This is a genomic window from Saccharopolyspora sp. NPDC047091, from assembly GCF_040643635.1.
Lineage (GTDB): Bacteria > Actinomycetota > Actinomycetes > Mycobacteriales > Pseudonocardiaceae > Saccharopolyspora_C.
The window spans coordinates 1-18,619 of sequence record NZ_JBEYUS010000096.1; the positions used below are offsets into that span (position 1 = coordinate 1).

Consider the following 18,619-nt stretch of genomic DNA (forward strand, 5'->3'; position numbering starts at 1 on the left):
CGTGCTGGGCGTCCTGAGCCCGGGACACCCGCTGCTCGGGCGCGCCCTGGTGCTGCTGGCCGAGTCGACGGTCGAGCACGTGGACAGCACCGGTGGCCCCCACCGGTCCTCGGGTGCCGGTGGGGGCGTTCGCGCGTCAGCTCAACGGGATCAGCAGCCGGAAGGTCGACCCCGTCGGGCCGGTGGACAGCTCCACCCGGCCGTTGTGCGCCTCCGCGATCGCCGCGGTGATCGCCAGGCCCAGGCCGGTGCCGCCTTCCGAGCGCTCCCGCCCGTCGTCCACCCGGTAGAACCGGTCGAAGATCCGCTGCGCGTGCGCAGGCGGGATCCCCGGTCCGGCATCGCTGATCGACACCACGCCCATCGCGGTCCCCGGCCGCACCGGCGCTCCCGCCGCGAACACCCCGTCGCGCACCGAACCGTGCGCCACCTCCACCCGCACCGGCGTGCCCGGTGTCGTGTGCACCAGCGCGTTCGTCATCAGGTTCGTCAGCACCTGCCGCAGCCGCGGGCCGTCGCCCAGCACCCGCACCGCGCGCTCCGGCGCCACCAGTTCGATCTCGCGGCCGGTGTCCCGCACCCGCGCGTCGCCCGCGATGTCGGTGGCCAGCGGCACCAGGTCCAGGTCCACCAGGTCGATGGTGCGCTCGCGGTCCAGCCGGGCCAGCAGCAGCAGGTCCTCCACCAGCGCGCCCATCCGCACCGCTTCGCTCTCGATGCGGGACATCATCATCCGCACGTCCTGCTCCCCCGGCGAGTCGCTGCGCCGGTACAGCTCGGCGAAACCGCGGATCGAGGTCAGCGGGGTGCGCAGCTCGTGCGAGGCGTCCGCGACGAACCGGCGCAGGCGGTGCTCGGACTGCTCCCGCTGCTGCAACGCGGCCACCAGCCTGCCCAGCATCGTGTTCAGCGCCGCGCCCAGCCTGCCCGTCTCCGTGCTCGGGTCCTGGTCGGCGACCCGGCGCTCCAGGTCGCCGGTGGCGATGGCGTGCGCGGTGTGCTCGATGCGGGTCAGCGGCCGCAGGCCCAGCCGCACCGTCACCATCGACGCCGCCGCCAGCAGCACCACCACGATCCCGCCGACCACCAGCTCGATGATGGTGAGCCACTGCAGGGTCTGGGTGACGTCCCCGGTGGACAGCGCCAGCGCCACCGTCTCGCCGTCCGGCCGCGCCTCGGTCAGCACCCGCCAGTCCGCGCCGCCCGATCGGTCCGGCACCGTGATGATCTCGCCGACCGGGCCCGGCCTGCGGAGCATCGGCTGCCGCGGATCGGTCTCCGTCGGACCCGAGATCGACCACAGGTCGCCGTTCTCGTCGAACAGCAGCGCCCGGAAGTCCGTGGGCAGCCGCGGAGCCGAACCGTGCTCGTCCGGTCCGCCGCTCGGCATCGGGCGCGGGTGGCCGTCCAGCCACGGGCGCGCCATCTCGTGCAGCCGCCCGTCCAGCTTGTCCATCAGCGAATCCCGCAGCAGCAGCTGGCTGGCGAACCCCATCGCCACCAGGCCGGTCAGCGTCGCGCCGATCAGCAGCAGCAGCAACCTGCCGCGCAACGTGCGGGTGAACCGCCGCATCCGGGTCAGCATCGGGCGCGCTCCTCCGGCGGGATGCGCAGCACGTAGCCGACGCCGCGGATCGTGTGGATCAGCGCGGGCTGGACGAAGTCGACCTTGCGGCGCAGGTAGCTGATGTAGGACTCGACGATGCGGCTGTCCCCGCCGAACTCGTAGTTCCACACCCGGTCCAGGATCTGGCCCTTGCTGACCACCTTCTCCGCGTTGATCAGCAGGTAGCGCAGCAGCTTGAACTCCGTCGGCGACAGGTTCACCAGCTGCCCGGCGCGGCGCACCTCGTAGGTCTCCTCGTCCAGCTCCAGGTCCTGGTAGCGCAACCGCGAATCCGGTTCGGCGACCTGCGCGGGCTGGGCGCGGCGCAGGATCGCGCGCAGCCGCAGCACCACCTCGTCCAGGCTGAACGGCTTCGTCACGTAGTCGTCGCCGCCCGCGGTGAGCCCCGCGATCCGGTCCTCCACCGCGTCCCGCGCCGTCAGGAACAGCACCGGCACCGCGTCCCCGCCCTCGCGCAGCCGCCGCGCCACGGTGAAACCGTCCTGGTCCGGCAGCATCACGTCCAGCACCACGATGTGCGGGCGGAAATCGCCCGCGGCGCGCAACGCCTCGGCTCCGCTGGCGGCACCGCGCACCTCGAATCCGCTCAGCCGCAGGGCGGCGGTGAGCAGTTCCAGGATGTTCGGCTCGTCATCGACGACCAGTACGCGCGCCGACGGCGCCTTCGCATCAACCACGGGGCAAGGATCTCTCACTCTGCTGGGCACTCGCTGGACGGATGCTGGGAACGATCTGCGGACCGGGCCCGGCGGGTCTTCCGGCGCCGCGACGCCCCGGCGCGTTCGTCGTCGAACGCGATCCGGGGCGCCTCGGCCGGACCGCCGCCGGGCCTGCGCGCGGGCCCGGCGGCGGAGGCTCAACCCCGGCAGTCGTAGAGACCGCCGGAGGACTGGCCGTCCTGCTCGGAGCTGGTGCCCCCGTAGGTCGCGGCGTCCACCAGGGTGCAGTTCTGCTCCACCCACTCCTGGCGCTCGGTGGCGGCACCGCCCTGGCCGCCGGGCATCCCGCCGCCCTGCGAGCGGCCGTTCCCGTCCTGGTCCTGGCCGTCCTGGTCCTGGCCGCCCTGGGACCGCTGCCCGGACGTGCCGCCCGGACCGCCGCCACCGGGGCCACCGCCGCCGGGACCGCCCATGCCGCCGAGCTGCACGAAGCCGAGCTGCCCGGCCTGCTTCCAGGAGGTCAGCTGCGCCACCGACGGCGCGTCGTCGCTGCCCATGAACCCGCCCATGCCGATCACGGGGAGGTCGCTGTTGATGATGTAGGAGCTCGCGCCGTGCGCCCCGCCCTCGACCGCGAGCGGGATCTCCCGGTCACCGGCCTGCGCGGTCACGTACGCCAGCAGCGACTGCTGCTCGTCGGTGAGGGACTCGTCGCTCATGCCGCCGGGACCGCCGCGGGACTGCCCGCCGCCGGGCCGCGAACTCCGGTCCGGCGCGCCCTGGTCCTGCGAGTTCTGGTCCTGCGAGCCCTGGTCCTGAGCGTTCTGCCCCGGCGAATCCTGGCCCGAGGCGTTCCCGTCCTGCGAGCTCCGCCCCGGCATGCCACCGGGACCGCCACCGCCCGGACCGCCCATCCCGGTCGACGGACCGGCCGTCGGGTTCGCCCCGCCCATGCCGCCTCCGCCGTCCGACGCGAACGCCGTCGCCGCCGACCACACGCTCGGCACGGCCAGCACCGCGGCCAGTGACAACGCCAGCGCCACGGCGCTCACCGCGCGCCTGCCGCGGCCGAGCAGCAGCGCGAGCACCGCCACCACGCCCAGCCCGATCGCCAGGTACCCGGCCCAGCCGTTCCACTCCGGATCGCGGAACACCAGCACCGCCGCCCACGCCACGGTGAGCACCACGCCCAGCGGCAGCAGCAGCCACGCCTTGCCCGCGCCCGACCGGTAGGAGCGTCCGAACCGGACCAGCCCGGCGCCGGCGACCGCGCCGACCGCGGGCGCCAGCATCGTCGTGTAGTACGGGTGCATCGTGCCCTGGGCGAAGCTGAACATCAGCCAGATGAACACCAGCCAGCCGCCCCACAGCACCCAGCCCGCGGCCTCGAACCGGTCGCCCGGCTCCCCGGCGCGGCGCCGCAGCACCGCCCCCACCACGACGGAGACCAGCACCAGCGCGCACAGCGGGAACAGCCAGCTGATCTGCCCGGCGAGCTGCTCGTTCGCGAACCGCAGCAGCCCGGACTCACCGGAGAAGCCGCCACCGCCACCGGGCCCGCCACCGCCGGGACCACCGCCCGACGAGGAACCCCCGCCACCGCCGTTGCCCTCGCCGCCGAAGATCCGGCCGAACCCGTTGTAGCCGAAGATCAGGTCCAGCGCGGAACCGTCCTCGCTGCCACCGATGTAGGGCTTCGGCGACGGCCACAGCATCGTCGCCGCCACCCACCAGAACGAGGTGACCAGCACCGTCACCGCCGCCGCCACCAGGTCCAGCGCCTTGCGCCCCCAGGACGCCTCGCGCCCCACCAGGTACGCGGCGATGAACACCGGCAGCAGCATCCACGCCTGCAGCATCTTCGTCATGAACCCGCAGCCGATGAGCGCGGCCGCACCGACCAGCCACCAGGTGGCGCGGGAGGCGCGTTCCGCCGCGAGCGCGCGGGTCAGCGCGTACGCGGCGGCCACCACCAGCAGCACCAGCAGCGTGTCCGGGTTGTTGTCCCGGTTGATCGCCACCGTGATCGGCGTCAGCGCCATGACCAGCGCCGCCAGCAGCGCGGCGTGCTCCCCCGCCCACCGGCGCACCACGCGGTGCAGCAGGAACACCCCGGCCGCACCCATCACGACCTGCGGGAACAGCACCGCGAACCGGGTGAAGCCGAAGATCTTCGCGGACGCCACCTGGACCCACAGCGCCATCGGCGGCTTGTCCACGGTGACCACCCCGGCCGGGTCGAACGACCCGAACAGGAAGTTCTCGAAGCTCTGCGACATCGACTTGACCGCCGCGGAGTAGTACGTGTTGCCCCAGGAATCGCCGATCCCCCAGGCGTAGAGGACCGCGGCGAGCAGGCAGATCGCGCCGAGCGCGAACGGGTGCCACCGCCTCCGGACGGCTGTGTCGACGGCGTGCGCTGCGGGCGCGCCGAGTGCGACCGTGGTCATGCTGCTTCCTTCTCAGAAGTGGGGGGAACGGGGGTGGGTTGCGTCGTCTTCGGGCGGAACACCCAGGCGCGCAGCAGCACGAAGCGCAGCGCGGTGCCGACGACCGAGGAGGCGATCAGCACCAGCACCTCCAGCCAGCGGGAGGCGTCCGGGACCGCGGCGTCCAGCACCAGCAGCGCCCCGGAGGTCACCACGTAGTACAGGGCGAACACCACCAGCCCCTGCAGGTGCACCCGCCCGGAGGACGCGGCCCGCCCGACGAAGGTGAACCGCCGGTTCGCCTCGGTGTTCCACAGGGTCGTCACGGTCAGCGCCACCAGGTTCGCGACCAGCGGCGGCCACCACGACCGCAGCAGCGCGTACAGCACCGACGTGGCCACTGTGGACAAGATGCCGATGATCCCGAAGGAGAACAGCTGCCACAGCAGGCCGTTCTCCCGTTCCGCGAGCACCGCCTGCGGGTGCGCGGCGCGCGGTTCCGGCCGCCGCGGCAGGCCTTCCACGGTGGCGGCGCCGGTCAGCTTGGCCCGCGCCACCCGCAGCAGCCCGGCGATGTCGTCGGTGGCGGTCTTGGTGACGTTGACGCGGGTGTCGACGTCCTCGACCCAGTCCACCGGCACCTCGTGCACCCGCAGCCCGTTGTGCTCGGCCAGCAGCAGCAGTTCGGTGTCGAAGAACCAGGAGTCGTCCTCGACCTTGCGCAGCAGCGGCCGGATCACGTCGGTGCGCGCCGCCTTGAACCCGCACTGCGCGTCGGTGAACCGCGCACCGTGCGTCCAGCGGATCACCTTGTTGTAGGCACGCGAGATCAGCTCCCGCTTCGCCCCGCGGATGGTCCGCGAACCCGGCGCCAGCCGGGACCCGATGGCCAGGTCCGAATGCCCGTTGACCAGCGGCGCCACCAGTGGCAGCAACCCGTCCAGCCCGGTGGAGAGGTCCACGTCCATGTAGACCACCACGTCCGCGTCGCTGTAACCCCACGCGGTGCGCAGCGCCAGGCCCCGGCCCTTGCGGTCCAGGTGCAGCACCCGCACGTTGGGCATCGACTCGGACATCTCGTGGGCGACGCGCAGCGTCCCGTCGGTGCTGGCGTTGTCGACGACCGTGATCGTCCAGCAGAACGGGAATTCGTGCTCGAGGTGGTGCTGGAGCACCTGCAGGCACCCCGGCAGCGACCGTTCCTCGTTGTAGACCGGGATCACCAGATCGACCGTCGCCGTCTCGCGCGCCATCGCCCCCCGGCGCGCGGTATCGACACTTCCTTGCGGCATCACGTTCATCCCTTTCCCACGTTCTCCCGCTCCTGACATCACGGCCGGCAGCTCTGGCGACCCGGGTTCCATGAAGCACCGCCGGGTTGTCCAGGGCCTAGGCGCCGGGTGGGAGTTCGCTGGGAATCCGGGCCCGTCGCGCGCGCCCGCGCACCGCCGGGGTGCCGGGTGCTGCGCGAACGGGCGCCGGACCGGCCGGAGTGCTCGCACCGGACGTCCAGCCGATTCCCAGCTTCGCCGTCCACCGTCGGGGCGACGGCGAGCAGAGGAGTGACGCGGTGGAGCAGGAACGGTCCCGGGCGGCCCGGTGGGTGCTGGGCAGGAGGGCGGACCCGGCGTGGGCGCGGCCGGCGCTGATCGCGGTGCTGGCGGTGTCGGCGGTGCTCGACACCTGGGCGCTGTCGATCAACGAGTGGGCGAACACGTACTACTCGGCGACGGTGCTGGGCATGACGCAGAGCTGGAAGGCGTTCTTCTACGGCTCGCTGGACGCGGCCTCGTTCATCACCGTGGACAAGCCGCCGCTGGCGCTGTGGGTGCAGGCGCTGTCGGCGCGGGTCTTCGGGTTCGGCACGTGGAGCCTGCTGGTGCCGCAGGCCGTGTTCGCCGTGCTCACCGTGGCCGTGGTGCACCACCTGGTGCGGCGTTCCTTCGGGCACGCCGCCGGGCTGCTGGCGGCGCTGGCGCTGGCGGTGACGCCGATCGCGGTGGCGATGGCGCGGCACAACAACCCGGACGGGCTGCTGGTGCTGCTCACCGTGCTGGCGATCTGGGGCGCCTCCAACGCGATCCGCTCCGGGAAGCTCGTGCCGCTGGTGTGGAGCGCGGTGGCGATCGGGCTCGCGTTCAACGCGAAGATGCTGCAGGCGTACTTCGTGGTCCCGGTGATCGCGGTGGTGTACCTGGTCGCGGCCCGGCCGCGGTGGCCGCGGAAGCTGCTGAACCTCGGCGTCGCCGGGCTGGTGCTGGCCGGGGTGAGCGCCGCGTGGCTGGTCGCGGTGGACGCCGTGCCCGCCGCCTCGCGGCCCTACATCGGCGGCAGCACGGACAACACGGTGCTGGACCTGCTGCTCGGCTACAACGGGCTCGGGCGGGTGCTCGGGCAGAACCACATCATGTCGCCCGGGATGACCGGCGGAGGCGGCGGTGGCGGGATGCCATCCGGCGGGATGCCCGGCGGGATGCCGCCCGGCGGGGGCGGACCCGGCGGGATGGGCGGCGGACCCGGCGGGGGCGACGAGGGCCTCACCCGGTTGATCAGCGACCAGGTGGCCGGGCAGATCTCCTGGCTGTTCCCGCTGGCGCTGTGCGGCGCGATCGCCGCGCTGGTGTACCTGCGGCGGCGGCCCGCGCACGACGCGCAGCGCGCGGATCTCCTGCTGTGGCTGGGAACCCTGCTGGTGACCGCGGCGGTGTTCACCTTCGCCTCCGGCATCTGGCACCCGTACTACACGGTGGCGCTGGCGGCGCCGCTCGCGGCCGTGACCGGCATCGGCGTGGTGTGCATGGTGCGGCTGTTCCGGGTCTCGACCGGGTGGGGTGCGCTGCTGCCGCTGTCGATCGCGGCCACCGGGGCGTGGGCGTGCGCGCTGCTGGACTCCGACTGGATCGGCTGGCTGCCGCCGCTGATCGCGGTGCTCACCGCGGTCTCGGTACTGGTGCTGGTGCTGCTGCTCGCGTTCCCCCGGGAGCGGCGGATGCGGCGGGCGAAGCTCGGGCTGGCGGCGCTGCTGGCCGGGCTGATCGCGGTGCTGTCCGGGCCGACGGCCTACGCGCTGACCCCGCTGAGCACGCCGATCCAGGCGACGTTCCCGTCCGCCGGACCGACCGCGCAGGGCGGCCCGGGCGGCGGTCCCGGCGGTGGCGGTCCGGGCCGGGGCCAGCGCGGTCCCGGCCAGGACGGGCGCGGTGGACCGGGCGCCGACGGGCGGGGCGCGGGCGGCCGGGGTGCGGACGGGCCGGACTCCAGCGGTCAGGACTCGGCCGACCCGAACGCGGACGGCACGAGCTCGGACGGCCGGAACCCGAACGGGCAGAACCCGAACGGGCAGAACCCGAACGGGCAGAACGCGGACGGCCAGAACGCCCGGACGTCCGGCGACGGCCGCCGCGGCGGTCCCGGTGGCCAGAGCTCCGAGGTGAGCGACGAGGTGGTCCGCTACCTCACCGACCACCACCAGGGCGAGACCTGGCTGGTCGCGGTCGTCGGCGCCATGGTGGCCGCACCGATCATCCTGGACACCGGCGAGCCGGTGATGGCCGTCGGCGGCTACAACGGCAACGACCCGGCCCCCACCGTCGACCGGCTGCGGACCTACGTCGAGGAAGGACGGTTGCGCTTCGTGTGGACCAACGGCAGCTCCGGGGTGCGGAGCACCGGCGAGGACGTCGACACCCGCGTCGTCGACGAGTCGATGGCCTGGGTCGCCGCGCACTGCACCGCCGTCGACCCGGCCGACTACGGCGGCACCGCAGCGACGACCGGCACCGGCGGGGCGACGACCGGCACCGGCGGGGAGGACGCACCGACCCGGCTCTACGACTGCGCGAACCGGCACTGATGCCGACGGCCACCGGGAGGACCGCTCGCCGGGTGCCGAGCGTCGCGCTCGCCCTGCTGGCCGTGCTCGCGCTCGCGGGCACCAGCGCCCCACCGCGGGACACCGCCGCGGCGGCACCACTTCCGGTGCCGCCCGCGGCCACCCCGCCGATGGGCTGGAACAGCTGGAACACCTTCGGCTGCGACATCGACGAGGCGAAGATCCGCGGTGTGGCGGACGCCATGGTGGCGTCGGGGATGCGGGACGCCGGCTACCGCTACGTCGTCGTGGACGACTGCTGGTACGAACCGGAGCGCGACGCCGCCGGGAACCTGCGGGCCGACCGCGCCCGCTTCCCCGGCGGCATGGCGGCGCTCGGCGACTACCTGCACGCGCGGGGCCTGCGGTTCGGGATCTACCTGTCGCCGAACGTGCGGACCTGCGCGCAGCGCACCGGCGCGTACCCGGGCGCGACCGGCAGCGGTGACCGGGAGGTGCAGGACGCCCGCACCTTCGCGTCCTGGGGCGTGGACTACCTCAAGTACGACTGGTGCTCCGGCGGCGGTTCCACCCGGAACGTGCGCGCCGCGTTCACCGCGATGCGCGACGCGCTCGCCGCCACCGGCAGGCCGATCGTCTTCAGCACCAACCCGAACAGCAACTTCCCCGGCGAGCCGGGGGAATCCGAGAGCTGGTGCGGGATCGCGCACCTGGCGCGCACGACCGAGGACATCCAGCCGGTGTGGGATTCCGGGAACCGCAACGCACATCCGATGGGCGTGCGGAACATCATCGAAGTCCACAATGGACTTGCGGATCGGGTGCGCCCGGGGTGTTGGAACGATCCGGACATGCTGGAGGTCGGCGTGCACGGCGTGAACGGCTACGCCGGGCTCACCCCCGACGAGGAACGCACCCACCTGAGCATGTGGGCCATGTTCGCCGCCCCGCTCATCGCGGGCAACGACCCCCGGACGATGAGCGAGGCGGACCGCGCGCTGCTCACCGATCCCGACCTGCTCGCCGTCGACCAGGACCCGCTCGGCGCGGCGGCCCGCCAGGTCCGCGGCGGCGACCACCAGGTCTGGGCGAAACCGCTGCACGACGGCACCGCCATCGCCCTCTACAACCGCGGCGACACCCCGGCCCGCATCACCGCCGATCCCGCCGAGCTGGGCCTCCCCGCCGGGCCGCACCGGGCGCGGAACCTCACCGACGGCACCACCGGCCCGCTCACCGCCGAGGTCCCCGCCCACGGCACCGTCCTGCTCCGCATCGACCGGGCGGGTGTCGCGATGCTCGGGAACGGGTAGGGGCGAGGGATGGTCGTCCACCTCGGGAGGTGCGTTGCGCAACGGAGCCGAAGAACTGGCGGTCGCACTGGCCACCATGTCGCGGGATCTGCTCGCCCAGGACGGCGTCCAACCCACCCTGGACCGCATCTGCCGGCACGCCGTCGCGCTGGTGGACGGCTGTGAGCACGCCGGGATCATGACGTTGCACGGCGGCGGCGAGCGGCGCCGCGTGGAGACCCTCGCGGTGACGGACGACCTGGTCGGCAACTCGGACCGGTTCCAGGTCGAGCTGGGCGAAGGGCCGTGCCTGGACGCCGCCCAGCACCGCGAGCAGGCCTACCGCATCGCCGACATGACCGGCACGACGCGCTGGCCCCGCTACGCGGCGAAGGCCCGGGAGCTCGGCATCGGCAGCATGATGGGCTTCCTGCTGTTCACCGACGAGGACGAGCTGGGCGCGCTGAACCTCTACTCCTCGCGGCCCGGTGCCTTCACCGACCACTCCGAGCTGATCGGCTGGATCATGGCCTCGCACGCCGCGGTCGCGTTCTCCTCCGCCCGCGTCGACGCGCAGCTGCACTCGGCGGTCGCCACCCGCCAGCTCATCGGGGAGGCGCTCGGCATCGTCATGGAGCGCTACAAGATCTCCGCGGACCAGGCCTTCGACGTGCTCCGCACCAGCTCGCAGCACACCAACGTCAAGCTCCGGGACGTCGCCGAGCGGATCGCCACCACCGGCGAGATCCCCGGCTCCCGCTAGTCCGCCCCCGCTCGCACGACCCGCCTCGGCCGGCACGATCCACCCAGGCCCGCATGATTCACCCCGCGCCACCCCGGGTAGCCGACGCCCGGGTCAGCGAACACCGCTCGAGCGTGGCACTGGTCCAGGGCCCCTCGGTTCACGCAGCAGCCGAGGGGCCCGCCCGCGTCAGCGGTGCGCGTTGCGGGGTTCCGGCTGGCACACCGGGCAGGTGTAGGACGAGCGGTTCATGAACGCGTCCCGCCGCACCACCGCCCCGCACCGCGGGCAGGGCCGCTCCGCCTGGCCGTACACCGCGAGCGACCGGTCGAAGTAACCGGATTCGCCGTTGACGTTGACGTACAGCGCGTCGAACGAGGTACCGCCCACCTGCAACGCCTCCCCCATCACCTCGGTGACGGCGGCGAGCAGCGCCCGCACCTCCGGGCCGGTCAGCGTGGCGGTGGGCCGCGCCCAGTGCAGCTTCGCCCGCCACAGCGCTTCGTCCGCGTAGATGTTGCCGACCCCGGAGATCAGGCTCTGGTCGAGCAGCGCCCGCTTCACCCCGGTGCGCCGCGACCGCAGCTTCGCCACCACCGAGTCGAGGTCGAAGGCCTCCTCCAGCGGGTCCGGCGCGATGTGGGCCACCGGCGTCGGCAGCAGCACCCCGTCGACCGCCACCTGGTCGGCCAGGCTGAGCCCGCCGAAGGTGCGCTGGTCCACGAACCGCAGCTCGGGACCGCCGTCGGCGAACGCGAACCGCACCCGCAGGTGCTTCTCGTCCGCGGTCCCGACCGGTTGCACCAGCAGCTGGCCGCTCATGCCGAGGTGGGTCAGCACCGCTTCGCCGGGCGCGTCGGCGGTGCCGACGAACTCGGTGGCCTGCGGCGCCGCGTCCTCGTCCAGCACCAGCCAGAGGTACTTGCCGCGCCGCCGCGCGCCGCGCACGGTGCGGCCGACCAGCCGGGCCGCGAAGTCGTCGGGCCCGGGGACGTGCCTGCGCACCGCGCGCGGGTGCAGGACCTCCACTGCGGACACGGTTCGTCCGGTCACGTGCTCGGCGACACCGCGCCGGACCACCTCGACCTCGGGCAACTCGGGCACGCGCCCACCTCTCGGCACCGCGGGGACTCGCCGCACGACGGCGGCGGAACATCGACGTGCGCGCCGCAGCGCGCGAAAAAACCGGTCGAGCAGAGGATCCCGCGGCGGCCGGAGCCGCCGGAGGTTCCACCGCTCGACCGGCAGTGAAAACCGCTCTACCGCTGGACGATCACGCGGTATCGCCGTCGCGGGCCGCACCGTCACCGGAAGCGCTCGCGGCGGACTCGTCCGCCCCGGACTCGCCGGTCTGGTCGGCCTGGTCCTGAGCGTTCTGCTCCCGCTCGGACAACGAGCGCCACGCCGCCTCGGCGGCCTTCTGCTCGGCTTCCTTCTTGGTCCGGCCGTCACCCTCGCCGAGGGTGTCGCCCGCCACGGCCACGAACGCGCTGAACTCCTTGCGGTGATCAGGTCCGCGTTCCTGCACCCGGTACTCCGGCACACCCAGCCCGGCGGCCGCGGTGAGCTCCTGCAGGCTCGTCTTCCAGTCCAACCCGGCACCGCGCTGCGGCGCCTCGGTCAGCAGCGCGCCGAACAGGCGGTAGATGAGGTCCCTGGCGACGTCGATCCCGTTCTCCAGGTACACCGCACCGAGCACCGCCTCCAGGCTGTCCGCCAGGATGCTCGCCTTGTCCCGACCGCCGGTGAGCTCCTCACCGCGGCCGAGCAGCAGGTACCGGCCGAGCCCGCCCTCACCGAGGGTCCGGGCCACTCCGGCCAGCGCGTGCATGTTCACCAGGCTCGCGCGCAGCTTGGCCAGCTGACCTTCCGGCAGGTCCGGGTGCTCCCGGTACAGCCGGTCGGTGATCACCAGGCCCAGCACGGAGTCGCCGAGGAACTCGAGCCGCTCGTTCGGCGGCAGACCACCGTTCTCGTACGCGTAGGAGCGGTGCGTCAGGGCAAGCGTGAGCAGCTCGGCGTCGAGTTCGACGCCGAGCGCTGACATCAACGGGGCCCGGTCCGCAACGCGGTTCCGGGACTGCTTTCCCCCCACTCCGCGATCCGCGCGCGTCAGGCGGGCTGGACGACCTGGCGGCCGTCGTACTGGCCGCAGGCCGGGCAGACGACGTGCGGCAGCTTCTGCTCCCGGCAGGCCCGGTTCGAGCACTGCACCAGGGTCGGCGCGGTGGCCTTCCACTGGGACCGGCGGTGCCGGGTGTTGGAGCGGGACATCTTGCGCTTGGGGACGGCCACGACTAGTTCTCCTCTTCGTTCCCGCCGAACCGCTCACGCAGCGCGGCCCAGCGAGGGTCCATCGTCTCATGGGTGTGATCGGAGCCGAGTTCGGCCCACTTCACCCCGCACCCGGTGCAGAGACCTTCGCAGTCCTCACTGCACACCGGGGACGTGGGCATCGTCAGCAGCATCGCGTCCCGCACCGCGGGCTCCAGGTCGATCAGATCGTCGACGACGCGGCTGACCTCGTCCTCGTCGGTGGTCGCCTCGGTGGTGCTGTCCGGGTAGGCGTACAGCTCGCGCAGCTCGATCTCGATCTCCTCGGAGAACTGGTCGAGGCAGCGCGCGCACTCACCGGTGAACTCCGCCGTGGCGGTGCCCGAGATCAGCACCCCTTCCACCACCGACTCCGCCAGCACGTCGAGCTGGACGGGGTCGCCTTCCGGCACTCCGATCATCTCCAGGCCGAAACCGGCGGGCGCCGGGGCGCTGCGGTCGAAGCTGCGGCTGCTGCCCGCGCGGTGGCCGAGCTCGCGGGTGTCGATCACCCACGGGCCGACCTGCGGGGCGGCACTTGCTGCATCACGGTTCTGGGACATCACGAATCTCGTCGAGGTGAAGGGATGGGGCACTGCACCAGCCGACGGCTGGACGAGCGCCCAGCGTACGCCACGCCCGCGACCACCCGGAATCGCCCCGGCCGCAGGTGGGTGGCGGCGTCAGTTCTCCTCGTAGGTGGGCGCGCCGTGCCGGGACTCCTCGTAGTCGAACGGAACCCCGACCGGGCTGCGCAGCTGCTGGCGGCCCTTGCCGACGGTGCGCAGGGTACGGCTGAGCAGGTCCTCGAAGTCGGCGAGCCGGGCGTCCACGTAGGCGTCGCACTCGCTGCGCAGCCGCTCCGCGTCCTCCTGGGCGGCTTCGGTGATGCGCCGCGCCTCGGCGTGCGCCGCCTGGGCGACCTCGGTGTCGGCGACCAGCCGGGCCTGCTCGGAGCGGCCTTCGTGCACGGACTGGTCGTAGGCGGCGCGGCCGGCCTGCACCATGCGGTCGGCCTCGGACTGGGCGCGGCCCACGTAGTCCTCGTACTCGCGGCGGCCCGCGGTCACCGATTCCTCGGCGTGGGCGCGGGCGTCGGCGACGAGCTGATCGGCCTGCTCCTGGGCGTCGGCGACGAGCTGCTCGGCCTCGGCGCGGGCGGAGGACAGGGTGCGGTCCGCTTCGGACCTGGCGTCCCCTATCGCCTTGCCGGACTGCGCCTCGGCCTTGGACACCACGTCGTCGCGGTGGTCGAGCACGTCCTGGGCGTCGTCGAGCTCCTGCGGGAACGCGTCCCGCACGTCGTCGAGCAGCTCCAGCACGTCGCCGCGGGGAACGACGCAGCCCGAGGTCATCGGTACCCCGCGCGCCTCCTCCACGATCGTGACGAGCTCGTCCAGCGCCTCGAAAACCCGGTACACCTCGATCTCCCTGCCGTCGTAGCCGTCCGGAGCGGCAAGCATGACACCAGACCCCGGCCCCGGGGATCACGGGTCGGCCGATCACCAGTGTGCCGCCAGCCTCGCCCGAAGTGGGGAACCTAGCCGCGCGTGTCCCGTTTCGAGCCGCCGGAACGCGAACGGGCCGCCCGCCCCGGAGGACGAGCGGCCCGCGCGCGGCGACCGGGAGGTCAGCCGTTGATGTCGGTGATGGAGAAGCTCTCGTAGTGGTCGTCGGTGTAGAAGAACTCACCGTTCTCCCCCACGACGAAGCGGCGCGCACCGCGGTCGTCGCTGCCCGGGGTCTCGACGGTGTACTCCTTGTAGTAACCGCTGGCGCAGTCCGGGAGGATGCCCTCGCGGTTGCTGAACGTGCCGCCGTCCTGCGGGTACGGGAACGGGCCGCCCTTGTTGATCAGGTCCACGGTGTCGGAGGCCTCGGCGGGCAGCGCGGAGAGCTTCACCGCGTCGAACCCGGAGGTGTCGCCGCACTCGGCCGCGGCGACCTGGTGGGTGCCGACGCCGACCGGGTCGGCCGACAGCGCGGTCACCGAGACGCCGAACAGGCCCGCGACGGCGAGCACACCGGCCAGCAGGATGTTCATGGCTTTCGACGAGATCTTCATGCCCGGACGCTAACCCGCGGCCATGATCAGCTGGAGGCTTGTCGTGAACACGAAGCCGGGTGGACGCACAGTTCACCCGCACGTGGTCCTACGGTCGGCCCATGACATCTCCCGTTCTCCGCAGCGCCGTCGAAGCCGACCTCGCCGCGATCGTGGACCTGCTCGCCGACGACCCGCTGGGCCGGTTGCGGGAGCGCCCCGGCGATCCGGCGTACGCGGCGGCGTTCGCGGCGATCGACGCCGACCCGAACCAGCTGCTCGCCGTCGCCGACCGGGCGGGCGAGGTGGTGGGCACGCTGCAGCTCACGTTCATCCCGGGCCTCTCGCACGCGGGCGCGACGCGGGCGCAGCTGGAGGCGGTGCGGGTGCGGGAGGACCAGCGCGGGCGCGGGCTGGGCGCGGAGATGGTGCGGTGGGCCGTCGAGCAGGCCCGCGGGCGCGGGGCGCGGATCCTGCAGCTCACCAGCAACGTCTCGCGGGAGCGGGCGCACCGGTTCTACGCGCGGCTGGGCTTCGAGCACAGCCACGTGGGGATGAAGCTGGACCTCACCGGCTGAGCACCGGCGGGCGTCAGGAGTTCTCGGCGTTGCGCTCGGCGACGCGGGCCACCAGCCGCTGCTCGATCTTCGGCGGCACCAGGCTCGCCACGTCCCCGCCGTAGGTCGCGACCTCCTTGACCAGGGAGCTGGCCAGGAAGCTGTAGAGCGGGTTGGTCGACATGAACAGGGTCTCCACCCCGGACAGCCGCTGGTTCATCTGCGCCATCTGCAGCTCGTAGTCGAAGTCGCTGACCGCGCGCAGGCCCTTGACGATCGCCGAGATGTCGTTCTCCCGGCAGTAGTCCACCAGCAGCCCGTGCCAGGAGTCGATCCGCACGTTCGGCCACGGCTCGGTGACCTCGCGGAGCATGTCCAGCCGCTCCTCCACGGTGAACAGGCTGCGCTTGCTCTTGTTCACCAGGACCGCGACGACCACCTCGTCGAACAGGCCCGCGGACCGCTCGATGATGTCGAGATGGCCGTTGGTGGCCGGGTCGTAGGAGCCAGGACACACGGCACGTCTCATGAGGCCGGACGTTAGCACCGGGTTCCGTCCGCCTCAGGCCGGACGTGGCACGGGTCACCGCCCGATCGGACGCGCCCGATCCGGGCTGCTAGCCGGGCCGCCGCTCGCCTTCCGGGAGCCTCGGGACGTCCTCCTGGGACTCGCGGTCGTCCAGGGGCGCCTGACCTTCCAGGAGTGCCCGGTCCTCCGGGAGCGCGTCCTCCAGGAACGCCCAGTGCACCGCGGTGTCGCCGTAGCGGCGGGTGCGGTCGGCCGTCAGCGGCGTGGGCCAGGCCGGCTCGCCGCTGCGGGTGGACTGCTCCAGCACGACGAGCCCGCCGGGCGCCGTCCAGCCGCCGGTGGCCAGCGCGGTCAGCACCTGGGCCAGCCGGGCCGGATCGAGGTCGTACGGCGGGTCGGCCAGCACCAGGTCGTACGGTTCCCCGGGCGGGGTGGCCAGCGCGGTCTCCGCCTTGGCCTGCTCGACGGCGACCTGCCGGAAGCCGAGGGTCCCGGCGTTGCGCCGGATGATCTGCGCGGCGCGGCGGTCCGCTTCGACGAACGTGGCGTGCGCGGCGCCGCGGGAGAGCGCTTCGAACCCGAGCGCCCCGGAGCCGCCGTAGAGGTCGAGCACCCGCGCCCCGTCCAGGTCCACGGCCGCTTCGAGCGCGCTGAACACGGCCTCGCGGACCCGCTCCGAGGTGGGGCGGGTGCCGCGCGGCGGCACGTCGATCCGCCTGCCGCCCGCACTGCCCGCCACGATCCGTGTCACCGCCCCATCTTCGCACCGGCCGGGGCGGCACCGGTGCGGGCCTCCGGACGCGAAGCGGGGCGGCACCCGTGCGGATGCCGCCCCTGCTCGTGGTCCTGGATCACTGCACGACTTGGACCTCGTCGCCCGGGTTCAGGCTGTCGAAGAACTTCTTGGCGGCGGTGGTGGACAGGTGCACGCAGCCGTTCGACTCCTGTTCGAGGCTGCCCTCGTGGAAGGCGACCCCGGTGGTGGTGAAGAACACCGAGTTCGGCATCGGTGCGTTGTCGAACTCGGAGCTGCGGTGGTCGGCGTCCTTCCACTGCACCCGGAAGGTGCCGACGGGGGTTTCCGAGCCGGCCTTCCCGGAGGTCAGCGGCACCGGCCCGTAGAAGCCCTGGCCGTTCCCCTGCAGCCACGCCTGCTTCGACGACAGGTCCACGCAGGCCTTCGCCGTCGCCTGGCAGGGCGTCACGTCCCCGGCGTCCGCGTAGGCGGCGGTGCCGGTGAGCGCCGCGCCGGCGACCAGGGCGGCCACGGTGGCCGCCCGACCGAGGCGCTTGTTCACGTTGCGCATGGGCTTCACGTCCTTCCTGCTTTCGCAGTTCACTCCACCGTGCCACAGGCACAGGGGTTCGAACACATTGCGGTCGCAGGAACGCGCTTTCATACCAAGACGTTCACCACATCAGCCCCACGACTTCCGTCCGGCAACGGATATTCCGGACTTCGGGGACGCGCAGTCCTTGCCACGCAAGGATTTCCGGACCGACCGGTCAGCTCCGCGGGGTGGCGACGGCGGCGTAGCAGGCGGCTTCGGAGGGGACGTGGTCCGGGGTGAGGGGGCCGTCCGGCCGCCAGTCCGCGGGGTGGACCAGGCCGGGTTCGACGAACTCGAAATCGGCCAGCAGCACGGTGATCTCGTCCTTGGAGCGCAGCACCAGCCGCTCCGAGCCGCCCGCGTTGAACGTCTCCGCGGTGCGGTGCACCTCGGGGTGGTCGTCGGCGGTCATGTGCGAGAACACCAGGAGCGAGCCGGGGCGCATCGCCTTGCGGTAGGCGGCGAGCGCGCTCGCCGGGTCGTCCTCGTCGGTGAGGTAGTGCGCCATCGCGACCATCAGCACCGCCACGGGTTCCGCGAAGTCCAGCAGCCGCAGCGCTTCCGGGTGGCCGAGGATCGTCTCCGGTTCGCGCATGTCGGCCTGCAGCACGGTGGTGCGCGGATCTCCGCCGAGCAGCGCGCGGCTGCAAGCGACGGCGACCGGGTCGACGTCCACGTAGACCACGCGCGCCGCCGGGTCGCCCTGCTGCGCGATCTCGTGCACGTTGCCGACGGTCGGCATCCCGGAGCCGAGGTCGAGGAACTGGCGGATTCCGGCCCGCAGGCAGTACCGCACCGCGCGGCCGAGGAACGCCCGGTTGTCGAGGGCCGGCTGCGGCGTGGCGGGGAAGATCCGCTTGATGTCGTCGAGGACCTTGCGGTCGACCTCGAAGTTGTGCGACCCGCCGAGGCCGTAGTCGTAGATCCGGGCCGCGCTGGCCCTGCTGATGTCGGCGCCTCTCGGGAGCTCCCGCACGGTTCCTCCGTCGCTCGTGCCCGGGTGCGGCTCTGCACCCGACCCGCGGTCCCGGAACCGGCCGCGACGCGCGGTGCGGTCACGGTACCCGCCCGATCCCGCAGCGCACGACGCTGCGGTCGCGCCACGCCGACCACGGGAACCCCGACCGCGGAACCGTCGAACGCGACATCCGAACGCAGCACCCCGAACGCAGCGGTGGGGGGGGGGGGGGGGGGCCCCCCCCCCCCCCGCACCGGGCGCGCGGACCCGGCCAGCGCCCAGTGGGCGCGGCCCCACCCCACACCC

At 73.0% G+C, this 18,619-nt stretch carries 18 protein-coding genes; 4 read left to right on the forward strand and 14 right to left on the reverse strand.

What is annotated here, in order from left to right:
- Positions 1 to 136: 136 nt before the first annotated feature.
- From ABZ805_RS27060 to ABZ805_RS27075, 4 genes are all read right to left on the reverse strand, one after another.
- Entirely contained in the window at positions 137 to 1,585 is a 1,449-nt protein-coding gene (locus ABZ805_RS27060; protein ID WP_358446031.1) for a HAMP domain-containing sensor histidine kinase, read from the reverse strand.
- Positions 1,579 to 2,304, reverse strand: coding sequence for a response regulator transcription factor (locus tag ABZ805_RS27065; protein ID WP_358446034.1), 726 nt, complete (start codon positions 2,302 to 2,304; stop codon positions 1,579 to 1,581). Before ABZ805_RS27065 ends, ABZ805_RS27060 begins: the two co-directional genes overlap by 7 nt.
- A gap of 179 nt (positions 2,305 to 2,483) precedes the next feature.
- The gene (locus ABZ805_RS27070; RefSeq protein WP_358446036.1) at positions 2,484 to 4,736 is read right to left on the reverse strand and encodes a glycosyltransferase family 39 protein; all 2,253 of its coding nucleotides are present in this window, start codon (positions 4,734 to 4,736) and stop codon (positions 2,484 to 2,486) included.
- Positions 4,733 to 5,968, reverse strand: coding sequence for a bifunctional glycosyltransferase family 2/GtrA family protein (locus ABZ805_RS27075; protein ID WP_358446038.1), 1,236 nt, complete (start codon positions 5,966 to 5,968; stop codon positions 4,733 to 4,735). Before ABZ805_RS27075 ends, ABZ805_RS27070 begins: the two co-directional genes overlap by 4 nt.
- A gap of 317 nt (positions 5,969 to 6,285) precedes the next feature.
- On the opposite strand from ABZ805_RS27075, the gene ABZ805_RS27080 reads away from it, so the two are divergent.
- From ABZ805_RS27080 to ABZ805_RS27090, 3 genes are read left to right on the forward strand one after another with little or no spacing between them, the layout of a single operon-like run.
- Positions 6,286 to 8,568 carry a glycosyltransferase family 39 protein gene (locus tag ABZ805_RS27080; RefSeq protein WP_358446041.1) on the forward strand — a complete coding sequence of 761 codons (2,283 nt, stop codon included), beginning with the start codon at positions 6,286 to 6,288 and terminating at the stop codon, positions 8,566 to 8,568.
- Between the two features lie 32 nt (positions 8,569 to 8,600).
- A complete protein-coding gene (locus ABZ805_RS27085; protein ID WP_358446044.1) occupies positions 8,601 to 9,860 on the forward strand; it encodes a glycoside hydrolase family 27 protein in 1,260 nt (419 codons plus the stop codon).
- Between the two features lie 34 nt (positions 9,861 to 9,894).
- Entirely contained in the window at positions 9,895 to 10,602 is a 708-nt protein-coding gene (locus ABZ805_RS27090; RefSeq protein ID WP_358446046.1) for a GAF and ANTAR domain-containing protein, read from the forward strand.
- 168 nt (positions 10,603 to 10,770) lie between these two features.
- Here ABZ805_RS27090 and mutM read toward each other — a convergent pair whose 3' ends face one another.
- The 6 genes from mutM to ABZ805_RS27120 form a co-directional block, all read right to left on the reverse strand.
- Entirely contained in the window at positions 10,771 to 11,685 is a 915-nt protein-coding gene (gene mutM, locus ABZ805_RS27095) for a bifunctional DNA-formamidopyrimidine glycosylase/DNA-(apurinic or apyrimidinic site) lyase (protein ID WP_358446049.1), read from the reverse strand.
- 169 nt (positions 11,686 to 11,854) lie between these two features.
- The gene (gene rnc, locus ABZ805_RS27100) at positions 11,855 to 12,628 is read right to left on the reverse strand and encodes a ribonuclease III (RefSeq protein WP_358446052.1); all 774 of its coding nucleotides are present in this window, start codon (positions 12,626 to 12,628) and stop codon (positions 11,855 to 11,857) included.
- 65 nt (positions 12,629 to 12,693) lie between these two features.
- Complete coding sequence (gene rpmF / locus ABZ805_RS27105) at positions 12,694 to 12,876, reverse strand: 50S ribosomal protein L32 (RefSeq protein WP_184481814.1); 183 nt, start codon at positions 12,874 to 12,876, stop codon at positions 12,694 to 12,696.
- Between the two features lie 2 nt (positions 12,877 to 12,878).
- Positions 12,879 to 13,457 carry a YceD family protein gene (locus ABZ805_RS27110; protein ID WP_358446055.1) on the reverse strand — a complete coding sequence of 193 codons (579 nt, stop codon included), beginning with the start codon at positions 13,455 to 13,457 and terminating at the stop codon, positions 12,879 to 12,881.
- Between the two features lie 120 nt (positions 13,458 to 13,577).
- Positions 13,578 to 14,315, reverse strand: coding sequence for a DivIVA domain-containing protein (locus ABZ805_RS27115; protein ID WP_358446073.1), 738 nt, complete (start codon positions 14,313 to 14,315; stop codon positions 13,578 to 13,580).
- A gap of 209 nt (positions 14,316 to 14,524) precedes the next feature.
- Positions 14,525 to 14,959 (reverse strand): ribonuclease domain-containing protein, encoded by a 435-nt coding sequence (locus ABZ805_RS27120; protein WP_358446058.1) that lies wholly within the window; start codon positions 14,957 to 14,959, stop codon positions 14,525 to 14,527.
- A 101-nt stretch (positions 14,960 to 15,060) separates the two neighbouring features.
- Here ABZ805_RS27120 and ABZ805_RS27125 point away from each other — a divergent pair, with 101 nt between their 5' ends.
- Positions 15,061 to 15,516, forward strand: coding sequence for a GNAT family N-acetyltransferase (locus tag ABZ805_RS27125; protein WP_358446061.1), 456 nt, complete (start codon positions 15,061 to 15,063; stop codon positions 15,514 to 15,516).
- Positions 15,517 to 15,529: 13 nt separating this feature from the next.
- On the opposite strand, the gene coaD is transcribed toward ABZ805_RS27125, so the two are convergent.
- The 4 genes from coaD to ABZ805_RS27145 all read right to left on the reverse strand — a co-directional run bounded on the left by coaD (position 15,530) and on the right by ABZ805_RS27145 (position 18,331).
- On the reverse strand, positions 15,530 to 16,024 hold the full coding sequence (gene coaD, locus ABZ805_RS27130; protein WP_358446064.1) for a pantetheine-phosphate adenylyltransferase: 495 nt from the start codon (positions 16,022 to 16,024) through the stop codon (positions 15,530 to 15,532).
- Between the two features lie 88 nt (positions 16,025 to 16,112).
- A complete protein-coding gene (gene rsmD / locus ABZ805_RS27135; protein WP_358446066.1) occupies positions 16,113 to 16,775 on the reverse strand; it encodes a 16S rRNA (guanine(966)-N(2))-methyltransferase RsmD in 663 nt (220 codons plus the stop codon).
- Between the two features lie 100 nt (positions 16,776 to 16,875).
- A complete protein-coding gene (locus tag ABZ805_RS27140; protein WP_358446069.1) occupies positions 16,876 to 17,331 on the reverse strand; it encodes a L,D-transpeptidase in 456 nt (151 codons plus the stop codon).
- A 199-nt stretch (positions 17,332 to 17,530) separates the two neighbouring features.
- Positions 17,531 to 18,331, reverse strand: coding sequence for an SAM-dependent methyltransferase (locus tag ABZ805_RS27145; RefSeq protein ID WP_358446071.1), 801 nt, complete (start codon positions 18,329 to 18,331; stop codon positions 17,531 to 17,533).
- Between the last annotated feature and the right edge of the window lie 288 nt (positions 18,332 to 18,619).

What these genes read in the sequence shown, in the direction of transcription:
- ABZ805_RS27060 (WP_358446031.1), bottom strand. Translation starts at nt 1,585, where the DNA reads ATGCTGACCCGGATGCGGCGGTTCACCCGCACGTTGCGCGGCAGGTTG.
- ABZ805_RS27070 (WP_358446036.1), bottom strand. Translation starts at nt 4,736, where the DNA reads ATGACCACGGTCGCACTCGGCGCGCCCGCAGCGCACGCCGTCGACACA.
- ABZ805_RS27075 (WP_358446038.1), bottom strand. Translation starts at nt 5,968, where the DNA reads ATGGCGCGCGAGACGGCGACGGTCGATCTGGTGATCCCGGTCTACAAC.
- rnc (WP_358446052.1), bottom strand. Translation starts at nt 12,628, where the DNA reads ATGTCAGCGCTCGGCGTCGAACTCGACGCCGAGCTGCTCACGCTTGCC.
- ABZ805_RS27110 (WP_358446055.1), bottom strand. Translation starts at nt 13,457, where the DNA reads ATGTCCCAGAACCGTGATGCAGCAAGTGCCGCCCCGCAGGTCGGCCCG.
- ABZ805_RS27120 (WP_358446058.1), bottom strand. Translation starts at nt 14,959, where the DNA reads ATGAAGATCTCGTCGAAAGCCATGAACATCCTGCTGGCCGGTGTGCTC.
- ABZ805_RS27125 (WP_358446061.1), top strand. Translation starts at nt 15,061, where the DNA reads ATGACATCTCCCGTTCTCCGCAGCGCCGTCGAAGCCGACCTCGCCGCG.
- coaD (WP_358446064.1), bottom strand. Translation starts at nt 16,024, where the DNA reads ATGAGACGTGCCGTGTGTCCTGGCTCCTACGACCCGGCCACCAACGGC.
- ABZ805_RS27140 (WP_358446069.1), bottom strand. Translation starts at nt 17,331, where the DNA reads ATGCGCAACGTGAACAAGCGCCTCGGTCGGGCGGCCACCGTGGCCGCC.